Below are 18769 nucleotides of genomic sequence, written 5' to 3'. Positions count from 1 at the left end.
TTCATTCAACCTTTATAATAAAAAACTCTTTTTTTCCAAATTGGAATAAAATGTACTTTTTTCCTATTATGTTTTCTCTTTTAATTATAATATTTTCTTTTGCTATAATTTTATTTAATCGTATGGAATTTGCTTTTAAAGCACGGGTAGCTTCACTTTTAGAAGAAAAAAAACCTGTTTTTTTTAAAAGATCTAATAAAAAAATTCCTTTTTCAAATTCTTCATAAGATATAAGCATATGTGGGATATGATTATATATGGAAATGAAAATTTCATCGTCTAGTAATTGAAAAGGTTCATTTTTTTTATCAAATAAAATATTTGTAATTTCTGTAACTTTTTTGGAAATTTTATTTCCATGAACCCATTCAGTGATTTTATTCGCTAGTTTTTTTTGCAATAATCTTTTATTTGGATATTTTCTGTGCTCATGAATTAAATCATCAATTTTTTCTTGGGATAAGAAAGTATATATTTTTATATATTTTTCAATTTCAAAATCAGAAATATTCATCCAAAATTGATAAAATTTGTACGGAGATGTTTTTTTTTCATCCAACCATATATTTTCTCCTTTGTCACTTTTACCGAATTTAATTCCATTAGGTCTTACTATTAAAGGAAAAGTAATTCCATAGGCTTTTCTTCCTACTTTTTTTCGAATCAATTCTATACCTGTCGTAATATTCCCCCATTGATCAGATCCTCCCACTTGTAATTTACAATTACTGATTTGATTTAAGTACAAAAAATCATATCCTTGTATAAGAGAATAAGAAAATTCAGTAAAGGATATTCCATTTTCTTTACTATTAATTCTATTTTTTACAGAATCTTTAGATATCATGTGATTTATAGAAAAATATTTTCCTATTTCACGGATAAAATCTATAAAATAAATATTTTGAATCCAATCTAAATTATTTAGTAATTCTATTTTTATAGAAAAAAACTTTAAAAGTTTTGAGATTTGATTTTTTATAGATTCCGTATTTTTTTGTAATATTTCTTTTTCTAAAAAAGGTCTTTTATTTTTTCTTTCTGAAGGATCTCCTATGAATCCTGTAGCTCCACCAATTAATGCTAAAGATTTATGTCCCTTTTTTTGAAAATGAATTAACATAATAATAGGTAAAAGACTTCCTATATGTAAAGAATCAGATGTAGGATCAAAACCTATATACATGGTAGTAGGTTTTTTTAAAATATCTTCTATCCCGGGGACTTTGTTTTTAATTAAACCTCTCCATGAGAGTTCATCAATAATATTGGTATTTACCATAGTAAAAATAATAGTAATTTTAAACAAAATTATTATGCGATTATGATAAAAAAAATCGTGGTATACAATTTGTTCACCTTTTTTTTTGGTTTAATTCACATTATTTTTAGCGTTGTATTTTTTAAAAAAGATTTTCCTTTTGTATGCAAAACATATGCCTTTTTATTGCCTGTAAACAGTTTGTTTTTTATATTTTATTTGTGTGTAACAAAGAAATATAAATACACTACATATATTTATATATTATGTAATGCAATGAAATTATTTTTCAGTATTTTCGTCTTTTTTTATTCCATCATTTACTGTTATGATCTTGCAAATTTATCTTTATTATTAAAGGCATTTATTCATTTTATTTTTTCATATTTTATGATTCTTTTTTTTAGAGTCATATTTTTGTTGAATTAAATAATTTTATTCAATTATTATTATTTTAGGTTATTTTTTATAAATTTTTCCTTTATAATTAATTCCACAGATTTATTTTCTATTTTTGAATTTAACCAAGAAATAATGTCTAAGTATAAAAAAGTTCTTTTTTCATAAGGATGATTATAATATTTCACTAATTCGTCTCTTAATTTTTTGAATTGATTTCTAATTTGATGTGGATATACATTTCCCAAATTTTTGAAAAAAAAAATAATTTTTTTTTGTACAATATACCAATCATCCATTTTGATAAAGAATTTATATGTAGATTGAATTTTTTGATCCATGTTTTCATCTAATCCACTTTCATAACATGCAATTAAATGTAAAAGTCTTGCAAAACATTGTAAATCTTGACGTAAATTTTTTCTTTTATTTTCCATAATTTTTGACAAATACAGAATAGTATTTTTATTATCTCCACTACCAAAATATAAACAAGCAATTTTATAATAAAGAATCATAATATAATGAGAATCCAAACGATTGAAAATTTTGTTAAATTCTACAAATAATGACGGAATTATTTCTTTCACTCCTTCCGAAAAACTTCCTTCCATATAATGTTTGTTGATACGGTTAGTATATGTATACATAAAAATTAATATTTTAGTATTTTCATTTATAGGTATTTCTCCATTTTTCACTTCTTTTTCAAATTGTTTAAATACATGAATAAATTTTGAATAATGATTCAAATAGAATAAAGTATCTAGCAAATAATGATATCCTTTTAAATAACTTATAGGAGCTATTTTTTTTGATTTTGTATAGTTTTGAAACAATTCAATCCATTTATAAGATGATCTATAGCACATTATAAAATCTTGCTGAATGTAATGATACCATACTTGAGATTGGAATAAAAATAACTTTTCGTAAAAACTAAGTTTATCAATATCAAATTTTGGAAGATTTGTACGAAAATATGTTTCTATAAATATTTTATCTTTTTTGTTTCTTACATATCCCACCTTTAGATATAAGCCATACAATTCTAAAGAAAGACTAGATAACGCATTTTTACATTGAATTCTCTCTATTAATTCTTTTGATTCTTCGGATAATTCTCCAGATCTAGAATAAAGACTTCTAGTTATATGTTGAGATTCTATCATTTTTTCGAATTCAACCAATTCTAGAAGAATGGTATTGGATTCACAAGATCTAGCGATAATTTTTGCTTTTCCTAATAATTTTAAGCTTTGTATATATAAACCTTTATTGTATAAAACTTTAGAAAAATCCAAATATTCACGTATTTGGATGTCATAGTTTTCTATAGTATGCTGTAATTTTTTAAGACTAGTTAAAATTTGTTTATATAAATGAGCTTTCACATTAGATAATTGCTCTTTTTTTATAGAAGTGTCTTTTAATATCTTTTGTTCATTATAAAAATTCATTTTTCTCATAATTTCGAACAGTTTCATAAACTTAGCGGATTTATTTTTTCTTATACGATTCGCATAAAGTTTAAAATTTCTTTTTTCTGATTTTGATAAAGTTTGAATTAATAATAAAAGATGATCTGACTTATTATTATTGTAATTAGACATTGTAATATTTATAATAATATTTAATATGATTTATAGATAAATAGAATATAATTTTAATAATTAGATATTGTAAGTATTATAATAATTTATTTCCATTTTATTTTTTGAAAAAATAGTTTTGATTAAAATAATCCAATGATATGGAAAAAAATAGAATACAAATTTTTGATACAACTTTACGAGATGGAGAACAAGTTCCAGGATGTCAACTGAATACAAAAGAAAAAGTAATAATAGCTAATAAACTCGAGCTTTTAGGGGTAGATGTGATAGAAGCTGGATTTCCTATCTCAAGCCCAGTAGATTATCTATCTGTTCAAGAAATTTGTAAATCAGTATCGCAGACAATAGTTTGTGCTTTATCTAGAGCTGTAGAAAAGGATATAGAAATAGCAGGTCTAGCATTAAAATACGCAAAAAGGCCTAGAATTCACACCGGAATAGGAACTTCAAATTGCCATATTCGTTATAAATTTAATAGTACTCCAGAAAAAATCATAGAAAGAGCTATATATGCGGTAAAATATGCAAAAAGATTTGTAGAAGATGTAGAATTTTATGCTGAAGATGCAGGGCGAACAGAAAATGAATTTTTAGCCAAAGTTTGCGAAAATGTGATCAAAAATGGAGCAACCGTTATTAATATACCTGATACAACAGGATATTGTTTACCGGAAGAATATGGAAATAAAATTCGTTTTTTAAAAGAAAATGTGAAAGGGATTCATAAAGTTATATTATCTACTCACTGTCATAATGATTTAGGATTAGCTACAGCCAATTCATTGTCTGGTATTATGAATGGAGCAGAACAAATAGAATGTACTATTAATGGTATTGGGGAAAGAGCTGGGAATACTTCTTTAGAAGAAATTGTTATGATTATTAAACAAAATTCTCATTTAAATTTATTTACTAATATTAATACAAAATTAATTTATTCTACAAGTAATTTAGTATCAGAATGTATGGGAATGAAAGTACAAGCTAATAAAGCTATAGTAGGAATTAATGCTTTTTCTCATTCTTCTGGAATTCATCAAGATGGAGTTCTTAAAAAAAGAGAAACTTATGAAAGTATTAATCCAGAAGATGTTGGAATTAATAAATCTTCAATAATTCTTACAGCTAGAAGTGGAAGAGCAGCTATAGCTTATCGTTATAAAAAATTGGGATACTTTCTAAATAAAAATTCTTTAGATTTAGTTTATTCTATTTTCTTACAATATGCAGATGAAAAAAAAGAGATTACTGATATAGAATTAAAAGCAATATTAGAAAAAGCTAATTTAAATAATGGAAAAACGAATCAAGTTTTGCATACTAATGCAAATGGTAACAGTAGAAGAATAAATGTTTTATAAAAATGTCAAAATCATTATTTGATAAAATTTGGGATTTGCATATTGTTAAAAAATTAAAAAATGAAATATACGTTTTTTATATAGATAGACATTACATACATGAAGTAACAAGTCCTCAATCTTTTATAGAGTTGAAAAGAAGGAACTTATCTATTTTTAGACCAAATCAAATTATAGCGACAGCAGATCATAACGTCCCTACCATCAATCAACATTTACCTATTTCAGATTATTTATCTAGAAATCAAATCAACTTATTAACAGATAATTGTAAAAAATTTGGAATTATATTATATGGATTAGGAGATAAAAATAATGGAATTGTTCATGTGATTGGGCCTGAATTAGGTTATACTTTACCTGGTATGACAATAGTTTGTGGAGATAGTCATACTTCTACTCATGGGGCTTTTGGATGTATTGCCTTTGGAATTGGTACCAGCCAAATCACTATGGTAATGGCCAGTCAATGTTTATTATTATCCAAGCCTAAACAAATGAAAATACAATTAAATGGAAATCTTAAAAAAGGAGTTACTCCAAAAGATGTGATTTTATATATTATATCAAAATTAGGTGTGGATGCTGGAGTTGGATATTTTGTAGAATATACAGGGTCTATTATTGATAAAATGAGTATGGAAGGTAGAATGACAATTTGCAATATGAGTATTGAAATGGGGGCAAAAGGAGGATTAATAGCTCCGGATCAAATTACTTTCGATTACGTAAAAAAATGTAAGGGATTTCAAAAATTCAGACAAAAAGAAAAAGAAACCATAGAATATTGGAAGTCCTTAAAAACAGATGACAATACAACATTTGACAAAGAATATATATTCAACGCTGAAAACATTGAACCTATGATAACATATGGAACTACCCCTGGTATGTCAATAAAAATATCTGATAAAATACCAAAATTAAATGTAGATCATAAATCCTTGGAATACATGGGATTCTTATTAGGTGAATCTTTGATAGGAAAAACAATTAATTATATTTTTATAGGAAGTTGTACAAATTCTAGAATAGAAGATTTAAGATTAGTAGCTTCTATAATAAAAGGAAAAAAAAAAGCAACTCATGTACGAGCGATGATAGTACCTGGATCAAATCAAGTAGTAAAACAAGTGATAAAAGAAGGATTAGATAAGATTTTTAAAGATTCTGGATTTGATTTTCGTCAACCAGGGTGTTCTGCTTGTTTAGGTATGAATGAAGATAAAATCCCTGCAGGTGAATATTGTATTTCTACATCTAATAGAAATTTTGAAGGGAGACAGGGCCCAGGATCTAGAACTTTACTTGCTAGTCCTTTAACTGCAGCCATTGTAGCTATTGAAGGGAAAATCGTAGATATTAATAAATATATTCATGAAAAAATTTACAACGTTAGTTAGTCAAGTTGTTCCGTTGTCTATAGAGGATATAGATACAGATCAAATTATCCCCGCTCGTTTTTTAAAAGAGATTAAACGTGAAACATGTGGAAAAAATCTTTTTATGGATTGGCGTTATAAAAAAGATGGGTCCTTAAATAAAAATTTTATATTAAATAACCCTAATTTTCATGGAAAAATTCTTTTATCAGGAAGAAATTTTGGTTGTGGATCCAGTCGGGAGCATGCTGCATGGGCTCTTTTTTATTATGGATTTAGAGTGATAATATCTAGTTTTTTTGCTGATATTTTTAAAGAAAATGCATTAAATAATGGATTATTAACTGTAGAAGTATCTGAATTTTTTTTAAAAAAATTATTTAATGCAGTTGAAAAAAACCCGAATATCCAAGTGAAAATAAACTTAATTAATCAAAAAGTTACAATTATAGAAACAGGAGAGTTTTATATATTTCATATACATCCATATAAAAAAAATTGTTTTATTAATGGCTATGATGATATAGATTTTTTGATTTCTATAAAAGATGATATAGAAAATTTTGAAAAAAATAGAAAAATATTTATAATATAATATGATAAAAAATATTTCTGTAATAGAAGGAGATGGAGTAGGACCTGAAGTTATGAGGCAAACTATAAAAGCTTTAAATTCCATAGCTATAAAATATGGTCATAATTTTCATTATAAAAATGTTTTAGCTGGATCTAAAGCTATAGAAAAATTGGGGTCTCCTATGCCAGAAGAAACTATAGATATTTGTCTAAAATCAGATGCTGTTTTATTTGGTTGCGTAGGAGATACAAAATACGATCATAACACAATAGGTATGAGACCTGAAGACGGATTATTAAAGCTAAGAAAAAAGATGAATTTATATTGTAATATTCGTCCTATAGTAGTCTTTCCTAAATTAGATAAATCTCCTATAAAAAAGGAATTTTTAAAGAAAATTGATTTTATTATATATCGTGAACTAACAGGTGGAATTTATTTTGGAGAAAAAGGACGTCGTAAAAATGGAGAGGAAGCTTATGATTATTGTATTTATTCTAAAGCGGAAATTGAAAGAATTGGGGATATGGCTTTTAAAGCTGCTTTTCTTCGTAAGAAGAAAGTAACATTAGTGGATAAAGCTAATGTATTAGAAACTTCTAGATTATGGAGAGAGGTTATTAAAAGAATATCCTTAGATTATCCAGATGTGGATCTGGATTTTTTATATGTAGATAATGCATCTATACAAATTATTATGAATCCAAATAAATTTGATATCATTTTAACAGACAATATGTTTGGAGATATTCTTTCAGATGAATCTAGCGTTTTAACAAGTTCTTTGGGTCTATTACCTTCAGCTTCTATAGGAGATGATAAATCCATGTTTGAACCTATTCATGGGTCTTATCCTCAAGCAAAAGGAAAAAATATCGCAAACCCTTTGGGATGTATTCTTTCAGGTTCTATGATGTTAGAATATTTTGGAATGCATCAAGAAAAAAATCTTTTAGAAAAAGCTGTTCAAAATTCTATTGAAGAAAAAATATGTACACCAGATATTATTGATTCAAAATTATCTTCTACTACTGAAGAAGTGGGTGATTATATAGAAAAATATATTATAAATCAATAAATTTTTTCTATAATTGGGATATTAGGATCTAGAATATCAGAAATTCTCTTAATAAGAAATGGGAGTACGTTTATTTCATAATCTGCATATGTTATGTTTCTTTTTTGAATATTTATAGGAACTTGTAATATGTTTCCACCCTCTTCAGGAGAAACAATTCCTATAATAATAGATTTTTTATTATTTCCTTTAGATATAGAAGATTTAAACCACAAATAAACATAAATAAGCAACTGCATAATTTTTGCATAATTTGTATCACAAAAAATATTTTCAATATTTTTAGAAGAAATATTAATTTCTTTAATTTTTGAAACCCCTATTTTATAATCAAGAATACGAATTGTTCCATCATATTCATCTATACGATCTATAATTCCATGCAAATTTACTTTTTTTGATCCGATATTTAATATTGCATATGCTTCACATTCTATTTCTTTTAAAAAAATTTTATGTCCGTTTTTAATAATTTTTTCATCCCATGAAATAAAATTTTTTATATAATTTTTTATGATATAATATAAAAACATATTATGTCCTTCAATAATTTCTTCTCTTTTCAAAAGAACTTTTTTTATAATAGATTCATAATCTACTTTCATTTTATGGATATAATCAATAGTTATCCAATTTTCTTTTATGGGATCATATAAAATTTTTAATATTTTATGTATAATTTGTCCTGCTTTTTTTTTGTAAGACGTCTTTTCTGGATCATTTAACTTAAGTATTTTTTTATAATAGAATAAAAGGGGATTATAATTGTACAGATGAATAGAAGATGGAGATAATCCTTTGTGGATTAACTCATGTAAACAATAAATTATAGATTTTGTTTTATAAATTACAATAGACTGTTTTTCTGTCCTTACAGGAAAAATAGGCCGAAAAAGTTTATTTTTTTTTTCTGTATTTATTTTAGAATCTATCTCCATTCTGTGAATAAAACGACTTTTTTCCCCAGAATTAATTTCATCTGGTTGATTTTTATATATTAAATATGTTTGTTTTGAAAATTGAATAATTCTTGTAAAATGATGAAAATAAAAATTTTCATTGAAATTATTGATTTGTAATTTTTTATAATATATATCAAAAGGAATGAAAGACTTATTATCATGATTCGGAGGAATGACTCCTTCATTAAAAGATGTAATGATCACAATATCAAAATTTTCTAAAAAAATATCTTTGAAACCTGTTATATATAAACCTCTTTTATTTTTATGTACATATCGTATGTTTTCTGTATAAATAAACTGTTCATACATATGAAAGACATCATTAATTCCTATAGAAAAATTTTTATTTTTTCTGGCTATTATTCTTAGTTTTTGTATATAAATTTCAAGTTTAAAAATGAATTTTAATTCTAAAAAATGTCTCCTAATGTTTGTAATCAACAATTTTATAAATTTTCTAATAAAGCCAATAAGACTTATAAGGATCATTTTTATATTATTAGTTGGAATTTGAAAAATAACCCACAAATCATTTTTATATAAATATCTTTTTATTATACTTTCACAAACAAAATCAGAATCATTTTCTATATTCAATTTTTTTAGTATTGAATTTTTTTTTAGAAAAAATTTTTGAATATATCCATTGGATAATACTGTTACAACATCTTTTTTGGTAAATTTTTTGAATTTATTTTTTTTTAACAGTAGTTGAAATATAGAATAAAAGGTATAATGAATAGGGAGATCATTTAATGGATAATTAATATTGAAAGACATATTAATTCCTAATTTTGTTTTTATAGAATGTACTAATGGAATAGTCAAATGATTATCTCCTGGTATTATAAGTATTTTATTAGGTTTTTTCTCTTTTTTTTTTATCAATTTGTATATAATATTCTCTACTGTTTTTACTTGTTCTATTTCTCTTGAAACACCAATTATTTTTAAACAATTATATTTATATTGTAGATTGACTTTTGAATTCAAATTTTTTTTAAAATACTTTGATTTTAAAATATTTTTTTCACATAAATTATAAACTAGTCCTTGTTGACTAATTTTTTTAGTAAAGATTTTTTCACATTCATTAAATGTGGAATCATCAACAAGAAACAGTATAATTTTTGTATCTTTTATCTCATCCAAAAAAAAATCTAAACGATAAATTGCTGCTTTAAAAAGCATTCCATAATAAGCAATTCCTTTTCTAAATAGTTGTGATTGTAAAATATAATAATATTCATGAATTTTTTCCCAAAACAAAAATTTTTTTTCTAAAAGATCAAGATTCCATTTATTTATTTTTTCTGTAGAAATAATATAAGAAAAAAAATGTTCAACATTAATCAGATTAAAATCTATGTTATGAAAATCATTTAATATTTTTGGCCCCCAATTAAAAAAATCATGAAATTTTTTTTCTATAAAATCATCTTTTTTTAAAAGAGAAAAAAAGTAAAGTAATGTTGAATAATCATCTAAAATCTTTAATCCTGAAATATTTTCCAAAAATTTTTTTATTGTGAAAAATTTAGTTTTTGAATCAAATTTTGAACCGTATTTATTTTTAATATATTCTATAACAGTGTAAGATTTTGATAAGAAAATAATTTTATGATTAAAATCTTTTAAGATATACTTAATGATTTTATCTATTCTTTTTTTCACAATAAAAAAATTTTTGGATATTTATTTTATCCATGCATATTTGTTTTTTTAACTCCTGAATTGAATCGAATTTCTTTTCTTCACGTATTATACGAATCATTAAAATATCTATTTTTCTTCCATATATATTTTCAAAAAAATCGAATATATGCACTTCTATTTTTATTTTTTTATTTTCTTTTTCTATAGTAGGATTAATTCCTATATTTAACATTCCTAGATATATGTTATTTAAATAATTAATTTTTACAGCATAAACTCCTTTTTTAGGAATTAATTTTTCTGAATCTATTTGTAGATTTGCAGTGGGGAAATTAATCATTTTTCCTATTCCTTTTCCTTTTATTACATTACCAGATAATGTATAAAAATACCCCAAAGCTTGGTTCGCCCATTGCAAATTTCCTGATAAAAGAGATTCACGTATATTAGTAGAACTCACTATTTTATTCCTCAATTTGTAAGGACTTACTTGATAAACTTCGATTCTATGAGACAGTTTTTTTAATTTTTCGTAAAAATTATCTCTGTTTTTTCCGATATAAGAATCGTATCCAGTGATGATTTGTTTAATTTTGTGTTTAGGATGTAAAATTTTTTCTAAAAAATCTTTAGTTTTTAGTTTTGAAAAATCTAAAGTAAAAGGATGAATAATTAAGTGTTCTATTCCTGTTTTTTTTAAGTTATATATTCTTTCAGAAAGAGTATTTAAATAATAAAATTTTTTATCAGAACTCAATATTTTTTTTGGATGCGGATAAAAAGTGAGCAGAACTGAACAATATTTTTTTTTCGATCTAAAAATTAAATTTCTGATAATTTTTTTATGACCCACATGAACCCCGTCAAAAATTCCAAGTGTAAATCCACATGGATGCAAAGAAGAAAATTCATCAATTAATGAATAAATTTTCAAAATTTATATCTTTTCTCTTACATTTACTTACTATTACTATTTTAGTGCAAATAGTAATTTACAAATATAATTGTATAAATGTTTAAAAAAAAGGGATGACATGATGGATAAAAAAAAATTTAAAGGAATAATTACTCAAATTATAGGACCCGTAATTGATGTTTCTTTTAAAGAAGGGTCTTTTCTTCCTAAAATTTATGACGCTTTAGAAGTATATTCGTCTATGAAAAATAAAATTATACTAGAAGTTCAACAACATATCGGAGACAATAATGTTCGTTGTATATCTATGGAAGTAACAGATGGATTACAAAGAGGGCAAGAAGTTTATGCATTAGATCGCCCCATTTGTATCCCTATAGGAAAATCTATTAATGGAAGAGTTTTTAATGTGTTAGGAGATTGTATAGATGGATTAGGAGATATCGATAGATATAAAACGAAACCAATACACAGGGAGGCTCCTGCATTTGTAGATTTATCTACTGATACAGAAATATTATATACAGGAATTAAAGTTATAGATTTAATAGAACCTTATCCTAAAGGAGGAAAAATTGGATTATTTGGGGGAGCAGGAGTTGGAAAAACTGTATTGATACAGGAATTAATTAATAATGTGGCCAAAGGACATGGAGGAAGATCTGTTTTTGCAGGAGTTGGAGAAAGATCTAGAGAAGGAAACGATTTATTGAGAGAAATGTTGGAATCTGGAATTATAAATTATGGAAAGTCTTTTATGGAATCTATGAAAAAAGGATATTGGGATGTTTCTAAGGTGGATAAAGAATCTTTGAAAGAGTCTAAAGCTGTTTTTGTTTTTGGTCAGATGAATGAACCTCCTGGAGCTAGAGCAAGAGTGGCTTTGTCTGGATTAACATTAGCTGAATATTATAGAGATCAATATTTAGAAGGAGAAAAAGGTGAAAAAAAAGGACAGGATGTATTATTTTTTATAGATAATATATTTCGTTTTACTCAAGCTGGATCTGAGGTCTCAGCATTATTAGGAAGAATTCCTTCATCAGTAGGATATCAACCGACTTTATCTTCTGAAATGGGGGCTATGCAGGAAAGAATTACTTCTACAAAAACAGGATCTATCACTTCCGTACAAGCAGTTTATGTTCCTGCAGATGATTTAACAGATCCTGCTCCCGCTATTACGTTTTCGCATTTAGATGCAACCACTGTGCTTTCCAGAAAAATAGCATCTTTGGGAATTTATCCTTCAGTAGATCCTTTGGATTCTACTTCGCGTATATTATCTCCAGACATAATAAATGAAAGTCATTATAATTGTGCACAAAGAGTGAAAGAAATTTTACAAAAATATAATTCTTTACAAGATATTATAGCTATTCTGGGGATAGAAGAATTAAGTGAAGAAGATCGATTAATCGTATCTAGAGCTAGACGGGTTCAACGTTTTTTATCTCAACCGTTTCATGTGGCAAAACAATTTACGGGAATAGAAGGAGAATTTGTAAAAATTGAAGATACCATAAAAGGATTTAATATGATAATAGATGGGGAATTAGATGGCATTCCAGAAGCAGCTTTTAATTTGAAAGGAACTATTGAACAAGTGATAGAAAGTGGAAAGAAAATGTTATAAAAAAATTAATTATTTATGAAATTAAAAATTATTGGTTCTCATAAAATTTTGTATCAAGGAGATATTATTTCTATTATAGCTCCTGGCTATCAGGGGTATTTCCAAATATTAAAATATCATGCTCCATTTATTTCTATATTAAAAAGTGGTTTTTTAAAATTAGAATTAAAAAAGGAAAAAAAAGATATAAAAATAGAAGGAGGTTTATTGCAAGTAAAAAAAAACATAATTGTTGTGATTTTATAATAGTTTGGATGAACTAAGTTTTATATATTCTTGTCTGTTTTTGAATATTTTTATAGCATTAAAAATAGCTTCTTCAAATGAATTCTCATTGGCAATTCCTTTTTTAGCTATATCATAGGCGACCCCATGATCAGGAGATGTTCGGATATGAGAAAGTCCAGCTGTAAAATTTACTCCTTGATTAAAAGTTAAGGTCTTAAAAGGGATTAGTCCTTGATCATGATACATAGCTAAAACAGCATCAAAATTACGATAACTTTGATTTCCAAAAAAACTATCGGAAGAATAGGGACCAAAAACTAAGCATCCTTGGTCTTGAAATAAACTATCAATAGCTGGTTTAATTTTTGTTTTTTCTTCATTTCCTATTAACCCATTATCACTCGAATGTGGATTACATCCCAAAACTGCTATTTTGGGTTTTTCTATACAAAAATCAATGGTTAGAGATTGACGTAAAATTTTAATTGATTTTATTATTTTTTTGATATTTATTTCTGTGCTCACCTTTTTTAATGGCAAATGATTAGTGACTAATGCAATTTTTAAAATATCATGAATCATTAACATTAATGATTCACCTTCTAAAACATTTTGTAGATATTCAGTATGACCGAAAAATGAAGAATTCTTAAAATTTATATGTTTTTTATTAACTGGAGCAGTTACAAGTACATCTATTTTTCCTTCTTTTAAAGCTTTTACAGCTCTTTTCAAAGATGAAAGGGGGTATTTTCCTGATTCAGGGTCATTGATTTTTATAGATTCAAATTGAATATCTTCTTTCCATATATTAAATACATTAATTTTATAATCAATAGCTTCTTTAAAATTTTTTATTTCTCGTATATTGTTGATTTCTATATTCAAAATTTTTTTATAATAAAAACATAATTTTGTAGATCCAAACAATATCGGAGTAAAAAAATCTAAAAGTTTTTTTTTGCAACATACTTTCAAAAGAATCTCTATTCCTATTCCGTTAATATCACCAGTGGTAAATCCTACTTTAATTTTTTTGTTTCTATAATTCATACTTTTTTCATTTTTATGATATTTATATTTATTTAATTAATTTAATAAAAATTATATTAAATTATATTATGTTTACTGGAATCATAGAATGCACAGTAAAAGTACATCAATTAAATCGTGATAAAAACAATCTTTGTATGACTTTCAATAATCCATTTTCAAATAATGATATTAAAATCAATCAAAGTATTTGTCATAATGGAATATGTTTAAGTATTATGGATGTTAATAAAAACACTTATTCAGTCCTAGCTTCCGAAGAGACTTTGTTATGTACTAATTTGAATTTTTTAAAAATTAAAGATGAAGTGAATTTAGAAAGAGGAATTATGTTACATGAAAGGTTAAATGGACATATAGTTCAAGGGCATATAGATACAATTGCTACGATTACTGATATTGAAAATAGAAATGGAAGTTGGTTATTTTTTTTTAAATCTGAAAAAAAATTGGATGATCTAGTTGTAGAAAAAGGTTCTATTGCTATTAATGGAATAAGTCTAACTATAATAACATGTAATCAATACACATTTAGCGTTTCTGTTCTTCCTTATACTTATAAAAAAACCAATCTCCATCAAATGGAGATCGGGGGTATTGTTAATATAGAATTTGATATATTAGGGAAATATATGAATAAATTCATACAAAAATATAAAAAAATATAAATATATCTTATTCTAAGACAGGTTCTCCAGATGAAATATTTTTGTCTGCATATTGTCTATATATATCAAAATGTTGAATAAACTTTTTGGCAAGGACACGAACTTGGTTTTGATACATTTCTTTGTTTTTCCATGAATTTTTAGGATTTAATATATTAGAAGATACACCAGGACAATATTTTGGTATTTCAAAGTTAAAAATAGGATATTTTTCGTAAGGAACCTCTGATAAAAAACCATTTAAAACATTTTGCACAATTTTACGTGTATCATCTAATTTCATACGATGTCCAGCCCCTTCCGATGTCAATCCAGTGTTAATCATCCAAACATTTATTTCGGTCTCATCTAATTTTTTCATTAACATTTTTGTGTATTGAACGGGGGGTAAAGGCATGAATGGCCCTCCAAAACAAGAAGAAAAAGTAGCTTTTGGTTTTTGAATATTAAATTCAGTTCCAGCAACTTTAGATGTATACCCTAATAAAAAATAATAAGATGATTGTGCTTTATTAAGTTTAGCTATAGGTGGAAATACCCCAAAAGCATCATATGTTAGAAAAAAAATATTTTTTATATTAGAAGACAATAATTTTTGTTCAATATTATTTATAAAATAAATTGGATAACTTATTCTCATATTTTGAGTAATAGTATCATTAAAAAAATCTACTTCTCTAGTTTTTTTTTTAAAAATTACATTTTCTAACATGGCTCCTCTTTTTATTGCATGATAAATCATCGGTTCATTTTTTTTAGAAATCCCCAATATTTTAGCATAACATCCTCCTTCAAAATTGAAAACAATGTTATCACAAGTCCATCCATGTTCATCATCTCCAACCAAATTTCTATTAACATCATTAGAAATAGTAGTTTTTCCTGTTCCAGATAAACCAAAAAATAGAGCTGTATCTTTTTTATGTTTTCCTACATTGGCGGAACAATGCATAGGAAAAACATTTTTATACATGGGGAGTATAAAATTTAAAACAGAAAATATAGATTTTTTAATTTCTCCTGTATATCCTGATCCTCCAATTAGGATTATTTTTTTAGAAAAATTTAATATAGAAAAATTTTTATTTCGTGTTCCATCTTGTATGGGGTTCGCCTGAAATCCTGGTGCACATAACAACAACCAATCTGGATAAATTCTTTCCAATTTTGAAAATCTAAAAAATAGATTATGAATAAATAGATCAGACCATGGATATTCACTAATAGAACGAACATTTAATTGATAACGTTTATCAGAACAAAGATATCCATCTCGGATATATAAAGTTTTTCCGGATAAATATTGTACCATCTTTTTATGTAATTTATCAAATTTGTTTGAATCAAAAGATTGGTTAAATTTTCCATCCCACCAAACTTTTTTTTCTGTAATACTATCTTTTACAATAAATCGATCTTTAGGTGATCTTCCAGTAAAAAAACCTGTATTTATAGCTAAAACACCTGATTTTGTTTCGATTCCCATTTTTTTTTGAATAATGATTTTTTGCAATTCATAAGGGGTCAATTGCCAATTGTATGAAGAATTCAAAATTCCATAATTTTCTAGAGAAAAAGAGATCATATATCATCTACTATTTATGTATGATAAAGCAAATTTATATATGATTTACAAAAGTTTACTAATTTTGTATCATAAAAAAAATTATGAATCTATGTCTGATATTGCATCCAAAGTCAATGCTCTTATTATAGAAAAACTAAACGTAGAAGAAAGCGATATTACTCCTACTGCTAGTTTTACAAATGATTTAGGAGCCGATTCCTTAGATATAGTAGAACTTATTATGGAGTTTGAAAAAGAATTCAATATTAGTATTTCGGATGAAAAAGCTGAAAAAATAACAACAGTAGGTGAAGCTGTGCAGGCTATAGAAAGTATTTTGATGGAAAGAGGAGAAAAAGGATAATATAGATTTATATTATACAGTCTATGGATGGATTAAAAAAAGTAGTAGTTACTGGTATTGGTTCTATTACTCCTATAGGGAATACTGTTGATGAATATTGGATTTCTCTTGTCAAAGGAAAAAATGGTTGTGCACCCATTACTTCTTTTGATACCAAGAAATATAAAACCAAATTTGCTTGTGAGTTAAAGAATTATGATCCTAGTATTTTTTTTAATAAAAAAGAAAGACGGAAATTAGACCCTTGTGCACAATATGGGATTATCGCTTCAGAAGAAGCGATAAAAAACAGTAAAATCAATTTTTCAAAAGAAAAAAGAGAAAGAATCGGAGTGGTTTGGTCATCTGGAATTGGAGGTCTTCTAAATTTAGAAGAGTCTATTTCAGATTATATACATGGAGGAAAATCACCTAGGTTTAGTCCATTTTTTATTCCAAAAATGCTTATAGATATAACTGCTGGTTTTATTTCTATGAATTATGGTCTTCATGGCCCAAATTATGCTACAGTGTCTGCTTGTGCTTCATCTTCTAATGCTATTGTAGATGCTTATCATCTAATATGTTTAGGAAAGGCTGATATTATGGTTACTGGAGGATCTGAAGCCGCTATTACACAAAGTGGAGTAGGAGGATTTAACGCTTTGCATGCATTATCTACCAGAAACGAAGATTATAAAACCGCATCACGACCTTTTGATGAAAATAGAGATGGATTTGTGTTAGGAGAAGGGGCCGGATGTCTTATTCTTGAAGAATATCAACACGCTAAAGAAAGAGGGGCTAATATATATGCTGAAATCGTAGGAGTAGGGATGTCCGGAGATGCTTACCATATTACAGCTCCTCATCCAGAAGGAAAAGGAATTATTTTGGCTATGAAATCAGCGATTCAAGATGCGGGAATTAAAAGCAAAGATGTAGATCATATTAATTCTCATGGAACATCTACTAAATTAGGAGATCTTGCAGAGATAAAAGCAATTCAAAAAGTATTTCATGAAAATATATATAATATAAATATTAATTCAACAAAATCTATGACTGGGCATTTGTTAGGGGCAGCTGGAGCAATAGAAGCAATTGCATCAATTCTTCCTTTAAAAAAAGGAATTATTCCTCCCACTATAAATTTGTTCCGTATAGATAAAAATATAGATACAAAAATTAATTTAACTCCAAACAAAGCGATAAAAAAAGAGGTAAAAATTAGTGTATGTAACACTTTTGGTTTCGGAGGGCATAATGTTTGTATTTTATTTAAAAAAATATAATGTTATCTGAAAATAGTAATTTTTTTGAAAAAAAAAATGATTATTCTGCTTTAATAGTTAGAATATTGATAAAAATATTAGGGTTTCGTCCAAAAAACACGGAATTTTTAAAGGAAGTATTTCTATATAGTTTTTCTGCAAAAAAGAGAAATTCTAATCAAAATTATTCTATTAATTTTCAAAGATTAGAATTTTTGGGAGATGCTGTATTAAATTCTATTATATCACATTTTTTATGTGAGAAATTTCCTGAAAAAAAAGAAGGAGAATTAACTCAAATACGATCTCAAATAGTATGTAGAAGAAATTTAAATGAAATTTCGAAAAAATTAACAATTGCAGATATTTTTTTCGATAAATCTATAATATCTGATAATAATATACTGGGAAATACACTTGAAGCTTTAATAGGATTTATTTATTTGGAGAGAGGATATCGAAAATGTGAAAATTTTGTACATAAAAGAATATTATATACTCATGTAAATTTCGAAAAATTGCAAAATGAAATTTTCAGCTATAAAGTATGGATTATGGAATGGGCTCAAAAAAATAAATTTCTTATAAATTTTAAAACTTTTAGAGAAGATAAAAATCAAAACAAAATTATTTATTTATCTGAATTTACAGTACCAGAATGTGGAATTCAAACTAAAGGAAGAGGTTTTTCTAAAAAAAAATCAGAAGAAATGGCAGCGAAAGAAGCTTATTTTATCATTCAAGATAAATATAAAAAAAATACTCACATAAAATAAAAAAACAAGTAAA

16 protein-coding genes are annotated in these 18769 nt (G+C 25.7%); 10 read left to right on the top strand and 6 right to left on the bottom strand.

The genetic code is table 11. The annotated features are described in order from the left end of the window. Position 1 precedes the first annotated feature (1 nt). Both tyrS and H0H54_RS02830 read right to left on the bottom strand, forming a co-directional pair. On the bottom strand, positions 2–1282 hold the full coding sequence (gene tyrS, locus H0H54_RS02835; RefSeq protein ID WP_185863212.1) for a tyrosine--tRNA ligase: 1281 nt from the start codon (positions 1280–1282) through the stop codon (positions 2–4). 428 nt (positions 1283–1710) lie between these two features. Then, complete coding sequence (locus tag H0H54_RS02830; protein WP_185863211.1) at positions 1711–3273, bottom strand: hypothetical protein; 1563 nt, start codon at positions 3271–3273, stop codon at positions 1711–1713. 140 nt (positions 3274–3413) lie between these two features. Here H0H54_RS02830 and H0H54_RS02825 point away from each other — a divergent pair, with 140 nt between their 5' ends. Genes H0H54_RS02825 through leuB form a run of 4 tightly spaced genes read left to right on the top strand, consistent with a single transcriptional unit; the run spans position 3414 to position 7674 of the window. Beyond that, positions 3414–4637, top strand: a complete 1224-nt coding sequence (locus H0H54_RS02825) for a 2-isopropylmalate synthase (RefSeq protein ID WP_185863209.1) — start codon at positions 3414–3416, stop codon at positions 4635–4637. A 2-nt stretch (positions 4638–4639) separates the two neighbouring features. Then, entirely contained in the window at positions 4640–6040 is a 1401-nt protein-coding gene (gene leuC / locus H0H54_RS02820) for a 3-isopropylmalate dehydratase large subunit (protein ID WP_185863207.1), read from the top strand. Continuing rightward, positions 6015–6614: a 3-isopropylmalate dehydratase small subunit gene (gene leuD, locus H0H54_RS02815; protein WP_185863206.1), complete on the top strand. Its 600-nt coding sequence runs from the start codon at positions 6015–6017 to the stop codon at positions 6612–6614. The genes leuC and leuD overlap by 26 nt, the downstream gene beginning before the upstream one ends. 1 nt (position 6615) lies before the next feature. Then, on the top strand, positions 6616–7674 hold the full coding sequence (gene leuB, locus H0H54_RS02810) for a 3-isopropylmalate dehydrogenase (protein WP_185863205.1): 1059 nt from the start codon (positions 6616–6618) through the stop codon (positions 7672–7674). On the opposite strand, the gene H0H54_RS02805 is transcribed toward leuB, so the two are convergent. Together H0H54_RS02805 and H0H54_RS02800 are read right to left on the bottom strand one after the other, a co-directional pair. Continuing rightward, on the bottom strand, positions 7668–10313 hold the full coding sequence (locus H0H54_RS02805) for a PD-(D/E)XK nuclease family protein (RefSeq protein ID WP_185863203.1): 2646 nt from the start codon (positions 10311–10313) through the stop codon (positions 7668–7670). The genes leuB and H0H54_RS02805 overlap by 7 nt on opposite strands. Next, positions 10294–11229, bottom strand: a complete 936-nt coding sequence (locus H0H54_RS02800) for a bifunctional riboflavin kinase/FAD synthetase (RefSeq protein WP_185863202.1) — start codon at positions 11227–11229, stop codon at positions 10294–10296. The genes H0H54_RS02805 and H0H54_RS02800 overlap by 20 nt, the downstream gene beginning before the upstream one ends. Positions 11230–11332: 103 nt before the next feature. On the opposite strand from H0H54_RS02800, the gene atpD reads away from it, so the two are divergent. Both atpD and H0H54_RS02790 read left to right on the top strand, forming a co-directional pair. Next, the gene (gene atpD / locus H0H54_RS02795) at positions 11333–12847 is read left to right on the top strand and encodes a F0F1 ATP synthase subunit beta (RefSeq protein WP_185863551.1); all 1515 of its coding nucleotides are present in this window, start codon (positions 11333–11335) and stop codon (positions 12845–12847) included. Between the two features lie 15 nt (positions 12848–12862). Further along, positions 12863–13093: a F0F1 ATP synthase subunit epsilon gene (locus H0H54_RS02790; protein WP_185863201.1), complete on the top strand. Its 231-nt coding sequence runs from the start codon at positions 12863–12865 to the stop codon at positions 13091–13093. Here H0H54_RS02790 and pdxA read toward each other — a convergent pair. Continuing rightward, the gene (gene pdxA / locus H0H54_RS02785) at positions 13088–14128 is read right to left on the bottom strand and encodes a 4-hydroxythreonine-4-phosphate dehydrogenase PdxA (protein ID WP_185863200.1); all 1041 of its coding nucleotides are present in this window, start codon (positions 14126–14128) and stop codon (positions 13088–13090) included. The two genes, H0H54_RS02790 and pdxA, sit on opposite strands and share 6 nt — an antisense overlap. 68 nt (positions 14129–14196) lie before the next feature. Here pdxA and H0H54_RS02780 point away from each other — a divergent pair, with 68 nt between their 5' ends. After that, a complete protein-coding gene (locus tag H0H54_RS02780) occupies positions 14197–14796 on the top strand; it encodes a riboflavin synthase (protein ID WP_185863199.1) in 600 nt (199 codons plus the stop codon). 7 nt (positions 14797–14803) lie between these two features. Here the strand turns inward: H0H54_RS02780 and H0H54_RS02775 are convergent, their stop codons facing one another. After that, complete coding sequence (locus H0H54_RS02775; RefSeq protein WP_185863198.1) at positions 14804–16381, bottom strand: phosphoenolpyruvate carboxykinase (ATP); 1578 nt, start codon at positions 16379–16381, stop codon at positions 14804–14806. A gap of 91 nt (positions 16382–16472) precedes the next feature. Between H0H54_RS02775 and H0H54_RS02770 the strand changes: the two genes are divergently transcribed. From H0H54_RS02770 to H0H54_RS02760, 3 genes are read left to right on the top strand one after another with little or no spacing between them, the layout of a single operon-like run. After that, positions 16473–16727 (top strand): acyl carrier protein, encoded by a 255-nt coding sequence (locus H0H54_RS02770; RefSeq protein ID WP_185863550.1) that lies wholly within the window; start codon positions 16473–16475, stop codon positions 16725–16727. Positions 16728–16750: 23 nt separating this feature from the next. Continuing rightward, the gene (gene fabF / locus H0H54_RS02765) at positions 16751–18001 is read left to right on the top strand and encodes a beta-ketoacyl-ACP synthase II (protein WP_185863197.1); all 1251 of its coding nucleotides are present in this window, start codon (positions 16751–16753) and stop codon (positions 17999–18001) included. Beyond that, entirely contained in the window at positions 18001–18756 is a 756-nt protein-coding gene (locus H0H54_RS02760; RefSeq protein WP_185863196.1) for a ribonuclease III family protein, read from the top strand. Before fabF ends, H0H54_RS02760 begins: the two co-directional genes overlap by 1 nt. Positions 18757–18769 lie beyond the last annotated feature (13 nt).

Origin of the sequence: Blattabacterium cuenoti, assembly GCF_014251815.1 — a bacterium.
In the GTDB taxonomy this organism is placed as follows: Bacteria; Bacteroidota; Bacteroidia; order Flavobacteriales; family Blattabacteriaceae; genus Blattabacterium; species Blattabacterium cuenoti_E.
This window is presented reverse-complemented; position numbering and strand designations above follow the sequence as displayed.

Coding starts and splice junctions, on each gene's coding strand:
- tyrS (WP_185863212.1), bottom strand. CDS start 1,282: ATGGTAAATACCAATATTATTGATGAACTCTCATGGAGAGGTTTAATT.
- H0H54_RS02830 (WP_185863211.1), bottom strand. CDS start 3,273: ATGTCTAATTACAATAATAATAAGTCAGATCATCTTTTATTATTAATT.
- H0H54_RS02825 (WP_185863209.1), top strand. CDS start 3,414: ATGGAAAAAAATAGAATACAAATTTTTGATACAACTTTACGAGATGGA.
- leuC (WP_185863207.1), top strand. CDS start 4,640: ATGTCAAAATCATTATTTGATAAAATTTGGGATTTGCATATTGTTAAA.
- leuD (WP_185863206.1), top strand. CDS start 6,015: ATGAAAAAATTTACAACGTTAGTTAGTCAAGTTGTTCCGTTGTCTATA.
- leuB (WP_185863205.1), top strand. CDS start 6,616: ATGATAAAAAATATTTCTGTAATAGAAGGAGATGGAGTAGGACCTGAA.
- atpD (WP_185863551.1), top strand. CDS start 11,333: ATGGATAAAAAAAAATTTAAAGGAATAATTACTCAAATTATAGGACCC.
- H0H54_RS02790 (WP_185863201.1), top strand. CDS start 12,863: ATGAAATTAAAAATTATTGGTTCTCATAAAATTTTGTATCAAGGAGAT.
- pdxA (WP_185863200.1), bottom strand. CDS start 14,128: ATGAATTATAGAAACAAAAAAATTAAAGTAGGATTTACCACTGGTGAT.
- H0H54_RS02780 (WP_185863199.1), top strand. CDS start 14,197: ATGTTTACTGGAATCATAGAATGCACAGTAAAAGTACATCAATTAAAT.
- H0H54_RS02775 (WP_185863198.1), bottom strand. CDS start 16,381: ATGATCTCTTTTTCTCTAGAAAATTATGGAATTTTGAATTCTTCATAC.
- H0H54_RS02770 (WP_185863550.1), top strand. CDS start 16,473: ATGTCTGATATTGCATCCAAAGTCAATGCTCTTATTATAGAAAAACTA.
- fabF (WP_185863197.1), top strand. CDS start 16,751: ATGGATGGATTAAAAAAAGTAGTAGTTACTGGTATTGGTTCTATTACT.
- H0H54_RS02760 (WP_185863196.1), top strand. CDS start 18,001: ATGTTATCTGAAAATAGTAATTTTTTTGAAAAAAAAAATGATTATTCT.